Source organism: Escherichia sp. HH26CH, from assembly GCF_009820205.1.
GTDB lineage: Bacteria > Pseudomonadota > Gammaproteobacteria > Enterobacterales > Enterobacteriaceae > Escherichia > Escherichia coli_F.
This window is the reverse complement of sequence record NZ_VNXM01000054.1, coordinates 52,786-70,711: the sequence shown is the minus strand read 5'-3', so window position 1 is coordinate 70,711 and position 17,926 is coordinate 52,786. Positions and strand designations below refer to the sequence as shown.

Here is a 17,926-nt window from a genome sequence, read left to right as displayed (position 1 = left end):
TTTCGCAAATACTATCTCTCGTTTTTGTGATTAGTGTCATGTTTTATCGTCTCGCGGATAACCGAGAGGAGTGAACAGTAACCCTGATTATATGATGAATTGTTTCTGTATTGTATGTGTGAAATATGCTTCTGGTGATATGAAAACATATCCATAACGTGGTGTTTCACTCTGTATTTTAAATTTTTTTGGGGGGGATATTTTATTTTGCTGGTTTTATTTTTTTGTCTGTGCAGAAGTACACATTGAACATCCAATACAAAAGTGTATGACCTGAAGAGGTCTGGAGCTATGTTGATTTCCTGTTCAAAAAAGAATTAAGGTTAATTAGTATTATTAGTGGGAGTTTTGTTGTGTTCTTATTATGCTATCTTATGTCTTTATGTTGTAATGTCAGCTCGCCACTGTATGCTAACTGTACACTTTACTCTGTAAGTATGAGTACTGCATTATCTCCATACTACTGGTGTGAGAGTTTACCTGTGTGGTGAATTATACTCTTTGAGAGCACCATAAATGTTGAGAATGTTAATCCTGAGTATGTGTCTGGTGCATAGTTAGTGTTAAGTGTGTACCAAAACGCTATTAGTGTGTTATTACTCTATTGAGGTTCGGTGGTATTAATAAATATTATCTTTTTGTATGGGGTAATCATCTCTGGTGTGGGCGTATCTCTCATATCGTTATTCTTTATGCTACTGGTCAAATATTGGTGAGGCTTCCTCACAGAGTCTCTGTTTTTAATTAATGGCAGGACAATATTAATAGCGATGTTACCTGCGGCTACCTGGTACTGACTTTTGTGAATGTCAGGTTGAGTGAATGGTGTTTTCTTAAACTCAATTCTATGAGGTGGTGTTTTTACCATTGTAATTTGTACTGGTCCTCAGTTTAAGAGAGTCTCACTGTATTCTGAAATATTACCTCATTACAACAACGAGGTAATACAAAACAGTTTTAACAGGTTGTCTGTACTGCTGGTTTACTTCGTTTATTAATGCCGTGGTACGGCGTTTATGTTCTCTCAGTATTTACGTAATTCCCTCTTCCTGTGAGTTTTATAAAGTAAGGACTATAAAATGTATAATGCCAATCCCAATTACGAAATGAATTTCGCGATTCTGAAAGATGTGAATGAACACATGGAGGGGTTGTTTCAACGTTTTTCTAAACTGTTACCTTTCAGAATTGATTTTGCCTACAGGAAAGACACGCCCAGTTTCGGTCATTCCTGTAAGCACAGTATGTGTATGGAAATATACCGTTTACTTAGCGAAACCCAGACGATGCTGGCGGGATATTACTGGGTAATGGAATATACCCCAGACAAAGGACTTCATATTCATTTTATCGGCTACCTGGATGGACAACGTCACAAGAAATCTTATCGGATATCCAGGCAACTGGGAGATATCTGGAGGCGGATCACGGAAGGGGATGGTTATTTTCACCTTTGCCGGGCTAAAGACAAATACCCGGTGCGTATCGATCACGTGATTCACTATAGTGATAAATCTGCGGTAGATGACTTACGTTGCGCCCTTAGCTACCTGGCTAAACAGGATCAGAAAGAACACGGTATTATTCTGGGGCGTAGCAAGCTTTCCGAAAAAAGTAACCGCGGCCGACCACGACATAACTGAATTATGGGGGCTTATGCCCGAACTATCGTAATTTATTGCGTGGATTTGTCGTTAATGCGCAGCTTTGTCCTCAGCGCAGGGGACTATGACACTTCATCTTCTGTGGTGCTACCCCATGGGGCAGGTACAGGTAACGCATATAGTTCATAAATCTGACAGTGATGAATTAGCTGCACTGAGGGCAAACATAACTTGAAGCTTATGGGATTGAATAGTGACGTAAACCGCAGAGTCCTGTGCAGTGCGTTTCCGTATTATTCACGGATGAGAAAGTTGCGTTATTTTGTCGACTGTTTCGCGGGCGTGATGATGTATGGGCCCTTCGGTGGGAAAGTAAACCAGCGGAAAGGGTATTCGTCTGCCTGGCTAACGAATGGCTGTTGGGAATATGCAGTAAGCCCTGGATAAAATGTGGGGACTGCGCTCACCGTCAGTTGATCCCTGTATCTGATCTCATCATCTACCTGAGGTAGTGTACAATATGCCGATATCGAACTGATACTTAATTAAAATATCTAGAGTGTGATATATCTCTGAGAACTATCAATACGAATATTAAAAAAACTTCCAGAATAACAGCAATACGGGGGGATCTCCATTACCCTCCAGTGATTGACAACGGGGATACCATTACCTGTTTCCCTAACCTGATCCCCGGAGAGATATCTCGTTTCCGTAACTCGCTGAATGCGAAAATTAATGCAGATCAACACCGTAAAAAACAACAAGGCAAACGCACCTACGCAACGTCGGTTTGTATTATCTGGGCGAAAGAATATACACAGTCCTTTAAATGTCATTATCACGTCTGCCTTTTTTTAACAAAGACGCCTATTACCATCTGGGAAACTATGATCGCTCTGACACCCTGAGAGGGTTAATTACCGGAGCCTGGTACAGTGCCTTAGGGTTGGAACTGGAAGATCACCAGGGATTAGTTCATTTCCCTGCTAATGGACGTTACATCCTGGATATTAACGATCCTGATTTCCCAGAGCAGTACCAGCACTTATTGGTACGTCTGGATTATTTGACGAAGCTCGACACTAAAGCATCAGGCCAGCGTAACTTTGGCTACAGCGGTTTTTGACCTATTGTAACTATAAGGTGATTTATTATGTATACAGAATCTTACCAGAAAAAATACTTTTCCTTGTGATTTGGTACTGAGTTAATATTCAGTACAGTATTAGGGCCTTCATTGTCAGGCCCTGCTTTGCAATTTTTCAAAGCTCCAGGTAAGCTTTTTTCCGATAAACATGCTGATATAACACACTGCTTCTTTACCAGCACTATCAAAAATAATTCTGATATTTGGTTTTTATATCCTTGTCTATAGATTCGTCACCAATCCTGTAACTTGTATCATTACTTCAGCAATTAAGATGTTAAAGCTCTAATACTAAAAGCATGCAATATTGGCAAAGTATTTTTCGAACACCATGACAGATTTTCTTTACTCAATATTTCATCAATAACAGACTTAGCAAATGGAATGGTGAGTAAGAATGAAGCATTTTTATCTTTATTTGGGACTATGCGGTTACCACCATTTACCCAATGTGCTTCAAGTCTGACTTTTAGATCTTGCCATTTTATACCTTTTCGAACACATTCTTTTTTTAATGAATAGAAAAAAGTTGATTTACCATTTGGTATCGGGTGGTTATCCATTAACATTAGCATAAGAGGAATTCCCCAGTCAGGCATATAGCTATAATGCCAGATCCCAAAACTATCCGCGATCCTGACCATCCGAATGAGCGATTTTTGATCAAGCTTCCCTTCACCTTCCCTTAATGCTCTACAAACAGTCCAGGCCCGATAGAGGTTATCAAATTGCATGAATTGATTTCGGCGAGATACTGCAATTTCTGCTGAAGCAGAGCGTTCATTACCTGAAAAACCAGAAAAAAGTTGAGATCTTGCGCTTAGGGGACAGAACTCTTTATTTTCTGGTGAAGCGGAATGAGAGAATCTGGGGCTATAATCAGGATTGGGAGTGACTAATCCGCTATCATGGACAGGTTTCTCGCATGAGATACAACGTAATGGTGGGTATTCATCTCGTGATATACCCTTAACTTTTTGTGCATATGCATCAATACTGATTTCAATCCAATAACCGTTTTCCAGAACTTCAGCTTTATTCATAATGTGTTGCCTCTGATATTGTTCATGTGATTATTGATAATAATAGATTACAGATAAAAAAAGAAGGAATATGTATTTAAATCTTGTATTACAATGTATATATACAATTCAATCAAAAATTAGTGTTTTTAATCTCATGCATAATCAGAAAACAGCAGAACGGGGTATTTGTTTTAATGGCGCCTCGATAAAAATTGAGATAACAGTTGCAGTTTAAAATACCTCTATTTCGTGGTTCTGAATATAGAGGCTTTACGATTTATTAAAACATTACTAAAATATGTTCATATTCCGATGTACGGGCCTTTCACTTCTGCTTTTTCTCATTTTTGTCAGTTGCAGACTCATTTTTTTACGTTTTAACTTTAATATCATCTTCCCATTGCTAAATTCAATTTCTTCGTAATCGCGGAAAACAGCAATAATCAGAGCAATACCAATGGATGCTGCAGCAATAATAACAGCGATATCAAGTCCGGATAATGCAGCTAAAGAACTAACAACTAAAACAGAACCTCCACCAGTGAGTGGAATAGTAGCACAAGTTGCGATCATGGCAGCAATAACAACACCACTTACTTTTGTGACAGCCTTTGTTTTTTTAATTTTATTTGCCAACTCTCCTTCAATAATTATAATTTCAGCTTTGCTGTTTTGAGCTTTTTCGAGTTCATCCTTAGATCTTACAGTAACTTCAGCCATAATTATCCTGGTCTTGTAACATTTATGCCATCTTAAGTACTTTTATTTAGAGCGTTAACACGCTCCGCAGTCTATTAAATGCAACCGCAATAAAAATTAATGTATTTTTCCAATCGTAGTCAACCAAAAGTTTCTTAATACCCTGAACGCTACATCCCATGCTTCTACTACGATTTGAGCAACATTTTGGTATTGACACTGTAGTTTTCCCAATGAAATATGGGGCTTATTCATCTTTAATTGTTTCCTGAATCTATATTATGCGTACACGAATTGACTACCTGGCGGATAAATACTGTTTTACAGAACGGAACGAATCCCCCCGTCTTCGCCGGCAGTGGCAGGATGTTCTGGTGGAGTGCCGGCAGACAGAGGCCGGGCCAAAAGAACGACTGCGTATTGCACTGCTGAATGTGGATTACGTCACCAGTTTTGAACTGCTTTTTCGCTTGTTGCTTACTCGTACACCACAACTGATAGCCGCGCTGCGTGAAGAATGGGACATCAGCCAGAAAAATGTGATGTTCAAAGATAAAGCTTTGGCTGCGTGTACAGCCTGAAGGCCAGTCTTTCTGGTGTGCCGGATACATACCGGTATCATCTGTCTCACCGTATTCGTCGCGTGGTTGGGAATGAAAGCACATCATCGCCATATCAGCAGGTTGCCAGGGAAGTGAAAGCGCCCCGTGAACGGCTGAAGTATGCACTGGAGGCGGGTTTATTGGTGACTGCACTGGACGGCCTGTTCTGGTTTGGCAGTCAGCGTATTGCGGCTGATGCCCTGAGGCTGAGAAATGCCGGAATGCCGATGGTGACTACGACCGTGGAGGTGCACGATAACCTGACGGAAACAACCCGCAAAGTACCGGCATACCATCTCTGATACGACCATCAGGGGGAATATTGCTCTGGCAGCAGCAGTACGATAGTATTTATACTTTATCCCCGTGCCTGAAAACATGTACTAAGGAAACGGGAATGGCAAGGTCCGATTACGATTTTATCAATCTGTCTCTGGAATATGAACTGAATGAGTGGCTGGCAGAGAGAGGTTATGCCGGACTGGCGGATAACCGGAACCGCCTGGCAGAAGTTGTTACCCGAAAATTGCAGGACAGCTTTTATATAAACGTTTCCTGAGATGCGCTGAACACGGAATACAGTGAACACCCGGAGTGGTTTTCCGGGCTTGTCTCCGGGGATGAGAATTAAAAGGCTGATTATGCTGCCATCAGGCAGTGTGATTGCCTGCAGGGATTTCGTTTTATTCTGTTTCTTCCCAAGGTTCGGGTTTGAATTTTCCCGGAAAGTTGTACATCGCTCGCATGCAGGGATGCGGATAGCCGTCCCGCATAAACACCACCCGGGTTTCCTCAACACTGGTCACGTTGACAAGCGCACCATGATCGTCTCTGTATCGCTGATTGACTTTCGGTAATGGAACATCTTCTGACATAAATTTTAGTACGGTAACAGTTAACTAAATTTTCATGTGGTATCACTGAATCAGGAGTCTCAGCCTCCTGATGTGTTTTGTTCATCTTCTTTTTTTACTAAAAAAACCCTCACTCCTTCTTTCATTGCATTTTGTTGTGCTCTTCCTTCATATCCTTCCCGTTTTTCAGAAATCACTTAAATGATGCCGAATCGCTACTCATCGTGATTTTCCATAACCGGAATCAAAAACATAACTTTTCTGACATAACTGGCTGTATTAAAAGCGTTCACTGGAATAATTTCCTGCGGTTTTTCATTAATCATGGTTATAAGTTTTGTAATGCGCTGGTTTTGCGATATCAAACAGAATAAAGATCTGCATATTTGCGTTATATCGATCGATGTATCTTCCATATTGAGGTTTTACAGATCTTCGTTCTATAATGATCAAAATTAAATCAGTGCACAAGGGGAAGCATCTGCGGTGATGGAACCCCAGAGATGCAGGTTTCACAGGAGAGAGTCATGAGCAGTTCGTTTCAGAATGAAATCCCGAAAGCAAGGGTAAATCTGAAATTAGACCTACATACAGGTGGTGGGCAGAAGAAAGTGGAGCTTCCGCTCAAACTGCTGGTTGCCGGTGATTTCAGTAACGGACAGGAAGAGCGTTCACTGTCAGAGCGTGTAAAAACGGATATTAATAAAAACAATTTTAATGATGTTCTGGCTGATATCTCCCCGTCTGTGCGTCTGAATGTGGAGAACACGCTTGCCGGTGATGGCTCTGAAGAGAGCATCAGCCTGACGTTCCGCAATATGAACGATTTCACGCCAGAGCAGGTCGCCCGACAGATTCCCCGTCTTAAAGCCATGCTGGCCATGCGCAGCCTTCTGCGGGACCTGAAAGCCAATCTGCTGGATAACGTGACTTTCCGTAAAGAGCTGGAAAAAATTCTGCGTGATCCGGCACTGAGTCAGACGCTGCGTGATGAACTGCGTGCACTGGTGCCGGAAAAGGTGTGATTTAACGGATTACGAGAGAAAATGCTGATGTCTGTACAGAAAGAAAAGAATGTTGCAGAGAGCGTAGTATCTGAAGCGCATGCTGGTGACAGCGTATATGCTTCCCTGTTTGAAAAAATTAACCTGAGTCCGGTATCTGCCCTGAGTGCACTGGATATCTGGCAGGATCCACAGGCCATGTCAGAAGCGTCTGCAGATGAACGCCTGACGGCAGGGATGCAGGTGTTTATGGAGTGTCTGGCAAAAGCCGGCACGCAGGTGGAAAAACTCGATAAGGCGCTGATTGACCATCATATTGCTAAGCTTGATTATCAGATCAGCCGTCAGCTGGATGCTGTGCTTCATCATCCGGAATTTCAGAAAGTGGAATCCCTGTGGCGGGGCGTGAAGTCTCTGGTGGATAAAACAGATTTCCGCCGTAATGTGAAAATTGAGCTGCTGGATCTGTCCAAAGACGATCTGCGCCAGGATTTTGAGGATGCGCCGGAAATTATTCAGAGCGGCCTTTATCTGCAGACCTATGTGGCTGAGTATGACACGCCGGGTGGTGAACCCATTGCTGCCCTGGTTTCGGCCTGGGAATTTGATGCATCAGCACAGGACGTGGCGTTGCTGAAAAATATTTCCCGGGTGGCAGCATCCGCACATATGCCGTTTATTGGTTCTGTTGGCCCGGCTTTCTTCCAGAAAGAAACCATGGAAGAGGTGGCTGCTATTAAGGATATTGGCAACCACTTTGAGCGTGCCGAGTACATCAAGTGGAACGCGTTCCGTGAGACGGACGATGCCCGTTATATTGGCCTGGTGATGCCCCGTGTACTGGGACGTCTGCCGTATGGTCCTGATACTGTACCTGTCCGTAGCTTTAACTATGTTGAAGAGGTGAAAGGGCCGGATCATCACAAGTATCTCTGGACGAACGCGTCTTTTGCCTTTGCAGCTAATATGGTGCGCAGTTTTGTCACCAACGGCTGGTGTGTTCAGATCCGCGGCCCTCAGGCCGGTGGTGCGGTTCAGGATTTGCCGATCCATCTGTATGATCTGGGAACCGGTAATCAGGTCAAAATTCCGTCAGAAGTGATGATCCCGGAAACGCGGGAGTTTGAATTCGCTAATCTGGGCTTTATTCCGCTCTCTTACTACAAGAACCGGGATTATGCCTGCTTCTTCTCCGCTAACTCTGCCCAGAAACCGGCACTGTACGATGCGCCGGATGCGACAGCGAACAGCCGTATTAATGCCCGTCTTCCCTATATCTTCCTGCTGTCCCGCATTGCGCATTACCTGAAGATCATTCAGCGGGAAAATATCGGTACCACCAAAGATCGCCGTCTGCTTGAACTAGAACTGAATAACTGGATCCGGGGACTGGTGACGGAGATGACCGATCCGGGTGATGAACTGCAGGCCTCACATCCGCTGCGTGACGGAAAAGTGGTGGTGGAAGACATCGAAGACAATCCGGGATTTTTCCGCGTGAAACTCTACGCCGTACCGCATTTCCAAGTGGAAGGTATGGATGTCAGCCTGTCTCTGGTTTCGCAGATGCCGAAGGCAAAAGCGTAAGGCAGGTGTTGGGAAATGAAGATTTATCGTCCACTGTGGAGCGAAGGTGTTTTGCTCTCCCCTCAGCAGTTTCAGCAGCAGGCTGAATGGGAGTCTTTTCGCAGTGCCGGTATCTCTGCGCTGGCATCCCCGTTTCCCTGGGGAGTGGAAACGGTTGAGTTTAATGACAGTCTTCTGTCGTCCGGGCTGATCCAGATTACGCAGTTACGCCTCTGGCTGGAAGATGGAACACTTCTTGATGCTCAAAGGAGCGATCTGCCTCCGGCGCCGCGAGAGTTAGATGCCGGCCAGCTGGCTGCTCGCGATGCGGTAACTGTCGTTATTGCACTTCCCCACATGCAGCCCGGAGTGATTAACGTTGAGCAGGAAGATGTCAGTGCAGACAGACCTGTTCGCTATCGGGAAGAGTGGGTAACGTTGCAGGATGCTTTTGGCTCTGAAGAAGAGCCCATGGCCGTTGCCCGGTTTAATTTTACCATTCGGTTTGCCCATGAAAACAATGATTCATGGAAAGTCTGCCCGGTAGCAAGATTGATCAGAGATGGTCAAAATGCGTGGCGACAGGATCCGTCTTTTATTCCTCCGATGGCGTCATTTGGGGCAAGCCCGGTCCTGTGCGAACGTCTGGTGTTGCTCAATCGTCAGTTACGCTCCCGACGCCAGCGTCTGATGGCGATGCGTCGTGAAAGTAACGAAAGGCTCGCCGATTTTGCTGTTGCTGATGTTTCCCTTTTCTGGTTGCTAAATGCGCTGAATTCCCACACCAGTGTACTGACGGAATACGAACGTTTTCCTTCTCGTCCACCTGAACAGGTGTGGGCGGAGCTTGCTCGTCTGGCAGGCAGTATGCTGACTTTTTCCCTGGAGCATGATCCTGACGCCATACCGGGTTATGACCACAAGGAGCCGGCCAGTGCATTTCTTCCGTTGTTCGACCTGATAACGGATCTGCTGGAGGCCAGCCTGCCATCCCGGGTCATTGCTCTGGAAATGTCCCGGCCGGATGGACAGACTTGGAAGGCCAGCCTTCACGATATCCGCCTGCGCGAAGAGGCTGATCTCTGGCTGTCTGTGCGCTCGGATATCCCGGCTTGGCAGGTTGCTGAGAAATTTCCGGCACTCTGTCTGGCGGGGTCGCCAGATAATGTCAGTGAGATCTATGGTGCGGCACTCAGGGGGATCCCTTTGACCCCGGTGAGCAGGGTTCCGGCTGCGTTGCCTGTACGCATGGAAAACCAGTACTTCGCACTTGATATGGAAAGCCCCGCTGCACATGAAATGCTGGAGCAGGGAGTGTGTATGTTCTATGTGCCTGAGTTACTTGGTGCCCTGGAACTTGAACTGTTTGCGGTATTGCGCTCATGAGACAGGATATTGATATCGACCAGCTGATGATGGAAACATGGCTAACCGTCGCCATGCTTAAAAACGGTGCTGTCACGCCTGATGGCACTGCGCTTTACAACAAATGCGTTAAGCAGGTTGAAAGTGTGCGGGAAGCGCTGGAGCGTGCCGGTTATGACGATGCCAGTGTGGAACATATTACCTATGCACAATGTGCCCTCCTGGACGAAACGGTGATGAGCCGTAAGCCTGAAAAAAACGGGGAAAGTGGGGCGCCGGACGTTGATGAAGGCCAGGTGGCCTGGCGTAAAGTGCCGCTTCAGGCCCGCTTTTTTGGCTCACTTCGGGCTGGTGAGGCACTGTGGGATCGCATTGCAGAGGTTCTGCGTCAGCCTTCACCGGACCCGGCCGTTTTAACCTGCTATCACCGGGTGACAGCGCTGGGTTTTCAGGGTGTATACTGCCTGAAAGCAGTCAGCCAGTCGCAGCGTGATGAGGTCATGAAAGCCCTTTCTGAACGTGTTTCTCTGCCTGATGCCGGTCTGTCACTGGTTGTTGACCGGATGGAGAAACATCGCTGGCGTCTGATGCGCTCAGTCTGGTTCTGGATAGTGCTCGCCGTTATTCTTACCGGCGTTATCTGGTGGGGTGGTCACCTCTGGCTTCAGTCTCTTTTGTCATCACAAATACCGGAGTTGCATGGCTGATGCGTAGGTTGGTCATCATTCCGGTAGTCCTGCACGCCCTGGTGGCCGTTGCCACGTTGCTGTGGTTGCTGTGGTGTTTCATCCCGGCAGGCAATGTTTTTAACGGTCTGGTCACTCTGCTGATACTTCTTCTGGCAGGCTGGGCTGTTTTTAAAAACAGTCGGAGTGAAGACATTACCCTGACGGACGCTGAACTGGCATTATCCGACACCCGGGATCCTGTTGTACTGGTATGTGGTGACATGCAGGAAGCGTTGTTTCAGGAAGGTCCGCTGCGTAAAACAGCCCGGGGATGGTGGCTGCGGGTCGGTGACGTCAACCGTTTAACTGACGTTGTCCGCAGCATACAGACGCAGTTCCCGCGCCAGGTCGGTCAGCTCTCTGTGATGTACCGCTGTCTGCCAGACTGTCATCATGATGAAGCGGTTCTTCGTTTCACACTGAAAACTCTCCGCCAGCAGTGTAATCAGATTAAATCCCTGACGGGGTTCGCACTGCCGGTTGTGTTGAGTGCCGAATTTTCCGGGCCTGAAACACCGTGGATAATAGTCCGGGGGGACAGACCGGTTGTATGCCCGGTTAATCATTCACCTCAGGCATTCACTGACTGGCTGCAGGTGGAAGACAATATTCTGGCGCTGCCAGCCGTCAGCGAGGCATTTTCCTTTATTCGTAATACGCTGGCTGATGAGCTGGAAAAAGCTGACCGGCTGACGCCACCTGTACGAGCATTTTCTGTTGTAATGCGCCTTGGTGCTGTTCTTCCGGGGACACCGTCAGTCTGGTCCGACTGGCTCTGTTCCCGTACCTGTTTGCAGTTTTCCCGAAAACCGGGGCAGACAGTGCCGGTAGGGATGTTCCCGGATGCGGTTCTGTCGCTGCTGGCACCTTTTGCGTCGACGGTACAGGGAGGCCAGCGTACCCGTCGTCTGATTTTGCTGATATGGCTGTGTGTTCTGACGGCGCTGGGGATTTCTGCGCTTAACAATCGTGATCTGATCCGTCAGGTAAGCACCGATTTACAGCGCTGGAATGCTGTCCCGATGGATCACTACTGCCCTAAGGCGGAATCGCTGGCTGCACTGAAACAGGACGCGCTTCTGCTTGAGCAGTGGCAGCGTCAGGGAGTGCCTTTACGTTATAGCCTGGGTTATTACCCGGGGCAACGCCTGTGGCTGGCCCTGCAGCAGGCTATCGATACCTGGGTTCCGCCTTTACCAGCGCCGGAGCCGGAAGCGCCTCCGCAAATCATCCGTCTCGACAGCCTAGCGCTGTTTGATGCCGGTAAATGGACGCTGAAGCCGGGCTCCACAAAATGGCTGGTGAATGCCCTGGCGGATATTAAGGCAAAAGCAGGCTGGCTGATTGTAGTCAGTGGTCACACGGACAATACCGGTGACTCGCAACGCAACCAGATCCTGTCCCTGAAGCGTGCAGAGGCGGTTCGCGACTGGATGCGGGATACAGGTGATATTCCCCAAAGCTGTTTTGCCGTGCAGGGATACGGTGAAAGCCGCCCTGTTGCCCCGAATGACACGGCGGAAGGCCGTGCGCGTAACCGCCGTGTTGAACTCAGTCTGGTACCACAGGCCGATGCCTGTCGTCTGCCGGACGCTTCCCCTGCGCCGGAAGAGGGCGCATCAGAAAACATAACGGAGTAATTTTTATGGCAATTCCAGTTTATCTGTGGCTGAAAGATGATGGCGGTGCAGATATCAAAGGGTCTGTGGATGTTCAGGACCGTGAGGGCAGCATTGAGGTGGTGGCTCAGGAGCACTGCCTCTACCTCCCGACGGATAACAACACCGGTAAGCTGACCGGTACCCGTATTCACACGCCGTTCCTGTTTACCAAGGAAATTGATTCTTCCAGCCCGTACCTTTACAAGGCCGTGACCACCGGGCAGACCCTGAAATCTGCTGAGTTTAAGTGGTACAAAATCAATGATGCCGGTCAGGAAGTGGAGTACTTCAATACGAAGCTTGAGAATGTAAAGGTTGTGGGAATGCATCCTGTAATGCACAACATTAAAAATCCGGCATACGAAAAAAATAGCCACCTTGAACAGGTGGAACTGCGTTACGAGAAAATTACCTGGACTTACAAGGACGGCAACATCATTCATTCTGATGCGTGGAATGAACGTACAACTGCGTAATTCCCCGGACGGACAGGGCATCCTGTCCGTCATTTTTATTTTTTCTTCAGCATCTGTTGGCGGGTGCTAAAGAAAGAATTCTCAATCCTGAACACAGACCTGATGCGCCTGGGTTACGGCGAAGGGCGGTAGCGTGCCTGACGGTCTCCTGACAGTGAGTGAATAACATGGAAAATTCGGCAGCCCTGTTACGTCGTCTTAATCATTACTGTGCCCGTGCACTGGAAGGCGCAGCCTCTCTTTGCCAGACCCGGGCCCATGCAGAAATCACCCCGGAGCACTGGTTACTGAAACTGCTGGAGCAGGGGGAAGGCGACCTTACCGTGCTGGGCCGGCGTTATGACTGGGATATGGACGCGATATGGCAGTCGCTGCTCGGCTGGCTGGATAACCAGCCCCGTAGCGTACGCAGCCGCCCGCAGCTTGCGCCGTCTCTGAATGCCCTGCTGAAACAGGCCTGGATGGTGGCCTCATTACAGGGAGAAGAACATATCCGCAGCGTGCATCTGCTGGGTGCCCTGACGGAAAATCCGCACCTGGTTCGCTGTGACGGGCTGTGGCCCCTGCTGACACTGAGTCAGAGCCAGTTGCAGCGTCTGTCCCTGCTGCTGGATGCACAGTCTGATGAGTGTCCGGAGAGGTTACAGGATGCAGAGCCTGTGCTGCCTCAGGGAGACAATGTGACCTTTATCGGGCGCCCTGTCGGTTCGGATACGGCGGGTATACCGTCAGGTGACCTGCCGCCGGTGTTACAGCGTGCGCTGGATAAATTCACCCGGGACATCACGGCCAGTGCGAGAGAGGGTAAAATTGACCCGGTATCGGGACGCGATACGGAAATCCGTCAGATGGTGGATATTCTCTCCCGCCGCCGCAAGAATAACCCGATTCTGGTGGGGGACCCTGGTGTGGGGAAAACGGCTCTGGTGGAAGGGCTCGCCCTGCGTATTGCGGAAGGTAACGTACCGGAATCACTCAGACCCGTCACCCTGCGCACCCTCGACCTCGGTCTGCTGCAGGCCGGTGCCGGTGTGAAAGGTGAATTTGAACAGCGCCTGAAAAACGTGATTGATGCCGTGCAGCAGTCACCGGCTCCTGTTCTGTTGTTTATAGATGAAGCCCATACCCTTATCGGGGCCGGCAATCAGGCCGGCGGCGCGGATGCGGCCAACCTGCTGAAGCCTGCGCTGGCGCGGGGTGAACTGCGCACCATTGCCGCCACCACTTGGTCTGAGTACAAACAATACTTTGAACATGACGCGGCCCTGGAGCGGCGTTTTCAGATGGTCAAAGTGAACGAGCCGGATGATGAGACGGCCTGTCTGATGCTACGCTCCCTGAAATCCCGTTATGCGGAACATCATAACGTGCATATCACCGATGAGGCGGTACGTGCTGCCGTCACACTGTCGCGCCGTTATCTGACAGAACGTCAGCTACCGGACAAGGCCGTTGACCTGCTCGATACCGCTGCTGCCCGTGTGCGGATGAGCCTCGACACGGTGCCGGAACAGCTGACCCGTATCCGTTCACAGCTCGCTTCCCTCGGTATGGAAAAACAGGCACTGCTGGAAGATATTGCCGTTGGTCATCAGCATCACGGCAAACGCCTGTCTGCCATTGAGCAGGAAGAGAACGTGCTGATGACAGCACGTGATGACCTGGAGCAGAAGTACGCCCGGGAGTGCGAACTCACCGGTGAGTTACTTGAAAGCCGCAGCGATATTTCCCGTCAGAGTGAGACGCAGCATCTGCAGCAGGCACTGCACGACATTCAGCAGAATCAGCCCCTGCTCAGTGTGGATGTTGATGTACGCACCGTTGCCGGTGTGGTCGCGGACTGGACCGGGGTGCCGTTATCTTCCCTGATGAAGGACGAACAGACGGAACTGCTGCATCTGGAAAAGGATATCGGCAGACGGGTGGTCGGACAGGACGTGGCACTGGAATCCATTGCACAGCGTTTGCGTGCGGCGAAAACGGGTCTGACATCCGGTAACGGCCCCCAGGGGGTGTTCCTGCTGGTTGGTCCCAGTGGTGTGGGAAAAACCGAAACGGCACTGGCGCTGGCAGACGTGATGTACGGCGGTGAAAAATCACTGATTACCATCAATCTGTCAGAATATCAGGAGCCCCATACGGTTTCCCAGCTTAAGGGGTCACCGCCCGGGTACGTGGGATACGGTCAGGGGGGGATTCTGACGGAAGCTGTACGTAAGCGTCCGTACAGTGTGGTGCTGCTGGATGAAGTGGAAAAGGCCCACCGGGATGTGCTGAATCTGTTTTATCAGGTATTTGACCGGGGCTTTATGCGCGACGGCGAGGGGCGTGAAATTGACTTCCGTAATACGGTCATTCTGATGACCTCCAATCTCGGTAGTGACCACCTGATGCAGTTGCTGGACGAACAACCGGAAGCCACTGAGGCCAGCCTGCACGAACTGCTGCGCCCGATACTGTGCGACCACTTCCGGCCTGCACTGCTCGCCCGTTTCCAGACCGTGATTTACCGTCCGCTGACACCGTCTGCCATGCGCACCATTGTGCAGATGAAGCTTGCACAGGTCTGTGAACGCCTGCACTGCCATTATGGACTGAGCACATCGGTTGATGAACGTGTGTACGATGCCCTGACATCAGCCTGCCTGCTGCCGGATACGGGTGCCCGGAATGTGGAGAGTCTGCTGAACCAGCAACTGCTGCCGGTACTGAGCCGGCAGTTGCTGAGCCATATGGCCGTGAAGCAGAAACCACAGGCGCTGACTCTGGCATGGAGTGACGAGGACGGTATTGTGATGGTATTTGATGCACAGGCAGAGGGAGAGCCGTCATGCGCAGTTTCCTGACCAGCAAGGCTGACAGCGTTGTACAGCAGCTTTCAGGGCAATCACGATACCGGGTTCATGTGCATGAATGCAGCCATTTTCTGGATGTGTTACGTTACAGCGCGGTTGAGTCCCTCAGCCAGCCCTGGCGCTATGACGTGGTTGTCACCTGCTCCTCTGCGGATATTGCCTGTGACGCGTTACTGCTGAAGCCGGCGTCATTTACTTTCCAGACCCCGGTGTCTGACGGAACACCGGCCCTGCCGCTCAGGACGGTATTCGGCGTGGTTGAGTCGTTTCGTCGTATCTCTGCCTCGAATGATGAGACCCGTTACGCACTGACGATCGTTCCCCGTATCGCCCTTCTGAACTATACGAAAGGGAGCGAAATCTACCTCAATCAGTCAGTCACTGAAGTGGTTGAGCAGGTATTACGTAAACATGGTCTGGAAGGGCAGGATTTTGAATTCCGGCTCTCCCGGGAGTATCCACCCCGGGAGCTCATCACCCAGTGGAGGGAAACTGACCTTGAGTTTATCCGGCGCCTGCTGGCGGAGGTGGGGATTTACTGGCGTTATGAAATGGACAGTCGTCTTGAACAGGACATAGTTATTTTCCAGGACAGCCAGCAGCAGTATGAATTTGGCATCACGCTGCCATTGCGCAATCAGGCCGGGATGAGTGACAGCGGACAGGAGAGCATCTGGGATATTCAGACCACCTGTAACGTGGTGAGCGGAAGTGTGGTCACCCGGGACTACAACTACCGTGAAGCGCTGAAACCTCAGGACAGTGCCGAAAGTATTTTCAGTAAGGAAGGGATCACCACCGGAGAAACGTACCATTATGCTGAACCCTTCCTGACGGCAGGTGACGCTGAAAGTCCGGAGACCGGGGCATACTTTGCCCGTCTGCGCCACGAACGCATTCTGAACGCGCAGTATCGTGTCAGCGGGCATTCCTCCAGCCCTTATCTGACGCCGGGTCAGGTACTTGAAACGGACGGCACGTTACCCGATGTCGTTAGGGCAGGCATCGTTATCACCACGGTGCGTTCCCGCGGTTCACGCAAAAGTTGCTTTACGCTGACGTTTGAGGGGATCCCCTACAGCGAAACGGTCTGCTGGCGTCCGGCACTGCTCGGTCGCCCGGTGATATCCGGCTCGCTTCCGGCGCGGATTGAGAGCCACGAGAAGAACGATATCTACGCCCATCTGGACGGGCATGGGCGTTACCGGGTGAAGCTGGACTTCGATCGCAACAGTACAGAACGGGGTTACGCTTATCTGTGGTTGCGGCTGGCTAAACCTTATGCCGGTGATACGTACGGTTTCCACTCACCGCTTATCGACGGAACTGAAGTGGCCATTGTATTTGATGGCGGAGATCCGGATCGTCCCTACATCGCTTATGCCCTGCATGATTCAGAGCATCCGGACCTTGTCACCAGTGACAATCATACGCGGAACGTGTGGCGCACGCTGGCGAACAATAAGCTGCGGATGGAGGATAAGCGCCAGGAAGAGCATATCAAGCTCGCAACGGAATATGGCAAAACACAGCTGAACATGGGACACCTGGTCAACAGCCAGCGTGAAAAGCGAGGTGCCGGTTTTGAACTGCGAACGGATGAGCATGGTGTTGTACGTGCAGCAAAAGGGCTGTTCCTGACGGCAGATGCCCAGGCCAGAGCCCAGGGGCCAGTGCTGGAAATGGCGGCAGCGATAAGTCAGATTAAGCAGGCTAACAGCCAGATGCAGGCCCTGAACAGCGCTGCCGAAGCCGCCGGCGCCCTGCTCTGTGATATCAATACTCAGATTAGGTTTGTAACCGACAAAATCAGGGAACTTCAGTCAGCGGTTCTGCTGGGGAGTGCGCCGCAGGGGGTGGCCCTGACCTCAGGTGAACACCTTCAGCTCTGCAGTACCCGTAACACCATGATCAATGCAGGTCAGCATCTTGATATCGGTGCGATGAAAAATCTGTCGGTAACGGTGGAAAAAGCCCTTGGTCTGTTTGTGCATAAAGACGGGGCGAAACTGGTAGCCAACCAGGGAGATATTGAGATTCAGGCTCAGCACAACACGATGGCGCTGTTCTCTGAAAAACAGCTGACGGTGACCAGTAGTGAAGATGAAATTATTATCAGCACCCCGGAAACCCTGACGCTGAACGGTGGCGGGTCTTACCTGAGACTGAGTAAGAACGGGATAGAGCATGGTTCAGAAGGGATGATGGTGATGAAGGTCGCGAGCTATCTGGTGCCCGGAAATGGGAGCACACTGCCGCAGGAGACACCGGACTTTAAAAGGACAGACGTTACGGTCACGACCCCAAATTCCGCCAAATGGACCAGTGAATAGCATG

12 protein-coding genes and 4 pseudogenes are annotated in these 17,926 nt (G+C 49.6%); 13 read left to right on the top strand and 3 right to left on the bottom strand.

The features are described 5' to 3' along the window. Positions 1 to 1,079 precede the first annotated feature (1,079 nt). The 3 genes and pseudogenes from FQ015_RS17800 (at position 1,080) to FQ015_RS17790 (ending at position 2,733) form a co-directional block, all read left to right on the top strand. The gene (locus FQ015_RS17800) at positions 1,080 to 1,643 is read left to right on the top strand and encodes an inovirus-type Gp2 protein (RefSeq protein ID WP_160524330.1); all 564 of its coding nucleotides are present in this window, start codon (positions 1,080 to 1,082) and stop codon (positions 1,641 to 1,643) included. A gap of 139 nt (positions 1,644 to 1,782) precedes the next feature. Beyond that, a pseudogene (locus FQ015_RS17795) lies at positions 1,783 to 2,107 on the top strand (TOTE conflict system archaeo-eukaryotic primase domain-containing protein); the annotation flags it as partial. 63 nt (positions 2,108 to 2,170) lie between these two features. Further along, positions 2,171 to 2,733: pseudogene (locus tag FQ015_RS17790) on the top strand (inovirus Gp2 family protein). 290 nt (positions 2,734 to 3,023) lie between these two features. Here the strand turns inward: FQ015_RS17790 and FQ015_RS17785 are convergent. After that, positions 3,024 to 3,797 (bottom strand): hypothetical protein, encoded by a 774-nt coding sequence (locus tag FQ015_RS17785; RefSeq protein ID WP_001469817.1) that lies wholly within the window; start codon positions 3,795 to 3,797, stop codon positions 3,024 to 3,026. A gap of 273 nt (positions 3,798 to 4,070) precedes the next feature. Further along, complete coding sequence (locus tag FQ015_RS17780) at positions 4,071 to 4,499, bottom strand: hypothetical protein (protein ID WP_225288283.1); 429 nt, start codon at positions 4,497 to 4,499, stop codon at positions 4,071 to 4,073. A 260-nt stretch (positions 4,500 to 4,759) separates the two neighbouring features. Here FQ015_RS17780 and FQ015_RS17775 point away from each other — a divergent pair. Continuing rightward, a pseudogene (locus FQ015_RS17775) lies at positions 4,760 to 5,382 on the top strand (DNA-binding protein). A gap of 95 nt (positions 5,383 to 5,477) precedes the next feature. Further along, positions 5,478 to 5,711 (top strand): annotated as a pseudogene (locus FQ015_RS17770) (hypothetical protein). Positions 5,712 to 5,763: 52 nt separating this feature from the next. On the opposite strand, the gene FQ015_RS17765 reads toward FQ015_RS17770, so the two are convergent. Beyond that, on the bottom strand, positions 5,764 to 5,955 hold the full coding sequence (locus tag FQ015_RS17765; RefSeq protein ID WP_032288129.1) for a DUF4222 domain-containing protein: 192 nt from the start codon (positions 5,953 to 5,955) through the stop codon (positions 5,764 to 5,766). Positions 5,956 to 6,461: 506 nt separating this feature from the next. Here FQ015_RS17765 and tssB point away from each other — a divergent pair. The 8 genes from tssB to FQ015_RS17725 all read left to right on the top strand — a co-directional run bounded on the left by tssB (position 6,462) and on the right by FQ015_RS17725 (position 17,922). Continuing rightward, entirely contained in the window at positions 6,462 to 6,959 is a 498-nt protein-coding gene (tssB, locus tag FQ015_RS17760) for a type VI secretion system contractile sheath small subunit (RefSeq protein WP_001469824.1), read from the top strand. A gap of 21 nt (positions 6,960 to 6,980) precedes the next feature. Continuing rightward, positions 6,981 to 8,525 (top strand): type VI secretion system contractile sheath large subunit, encoded by a 1,545-nt coding sequence (gene tssC, locus FQ015_RS17755; protein ID WP_000930195.1) that lies wholly within the window; start codon positions 6,981 to 6,983, stop codon positions 8,523 to 8,525. 15 nt (positions 8,526 to 8,540) lie between these two features. Then, the gene (tssK, locus tag FQ015_RS17750) at positions 8,541 to 9,890 is read left to right on the top strand and encodes a type VI secretion system baseplate subunit TssK (protein ID WP_000708643.1); all 1,350 of its coding nucleotides are present in this window, start codon (positions 8,541 to 8,543) and stop codon (positions 9,888 to 9,890) included. Next, positions 9,887 to 10,576 (top strand): type VI secretion system protein TssL, short form, encoded by a 690-nt coding sequence (tssL, locus tag FQ015_RS17745; protein ID WP_001248377.1) that lies wholly within the window; start codon positions 9,887 to 9,889, stop codon positions 10,574 to 10,576. Before tssK ends, tssL begins: the two co-directional genes overlap by 4 nt. Further along, entirely contained in the window at positions 10,576 to 12,237 is a 1,662-nt protein-coding gene (locus FQ015_RS17740) for an OmpA family protein (protein WP_080030215.1), read from the top strand. Before tssL ends, FQ015_RS17740 begins: the two co-directional genes overlap by 1 nt. A 5-nt stretch (positions 12,238 to 12,242) precedes the next feature. Continuing rightward, the gene (locus FQ015_RS17735) at positions 12,243 to 12,734 is read left to right on the top strand and encodes an Hcp family type VI secretion system effector (protein WP_001007317.1); all 492 of its coding nucleotides are present in this window, start codon (positions 12,243 to 12,245) and stop codon (positions 12,732 to 12,734) included. Positions 12,735 to 12,901: 167 nt separating this feature from the next. Beyond that, a complete protein-coding gene (gene tssH / locus FQ015_RS17730; protein WP_000431644.1) occupies positions 12,902 to 15,580 on the top strand; it encodes a type VI secretion system ATPase TssH in 2,679 nt (892 codons plus the stop codon). Continuing rightward, positions 15,565 to 17,922, top strand: coding sequence for a type VI secretion system Vgr family protein (locus tag FQ015_RS17725; RefSeq protein WP_001256125.1), 2,358 nt, complete (start codon positions 15,565 to 15,567; stop codon positions 17,920 to 17,922). Before tssH ends, FQ015_RS17725 begins: the two co-directional genes overlap by 16 nt. The last annotated feature ends 4 nt before the right edge of the window (positions 17,923 to 17,926 follow it).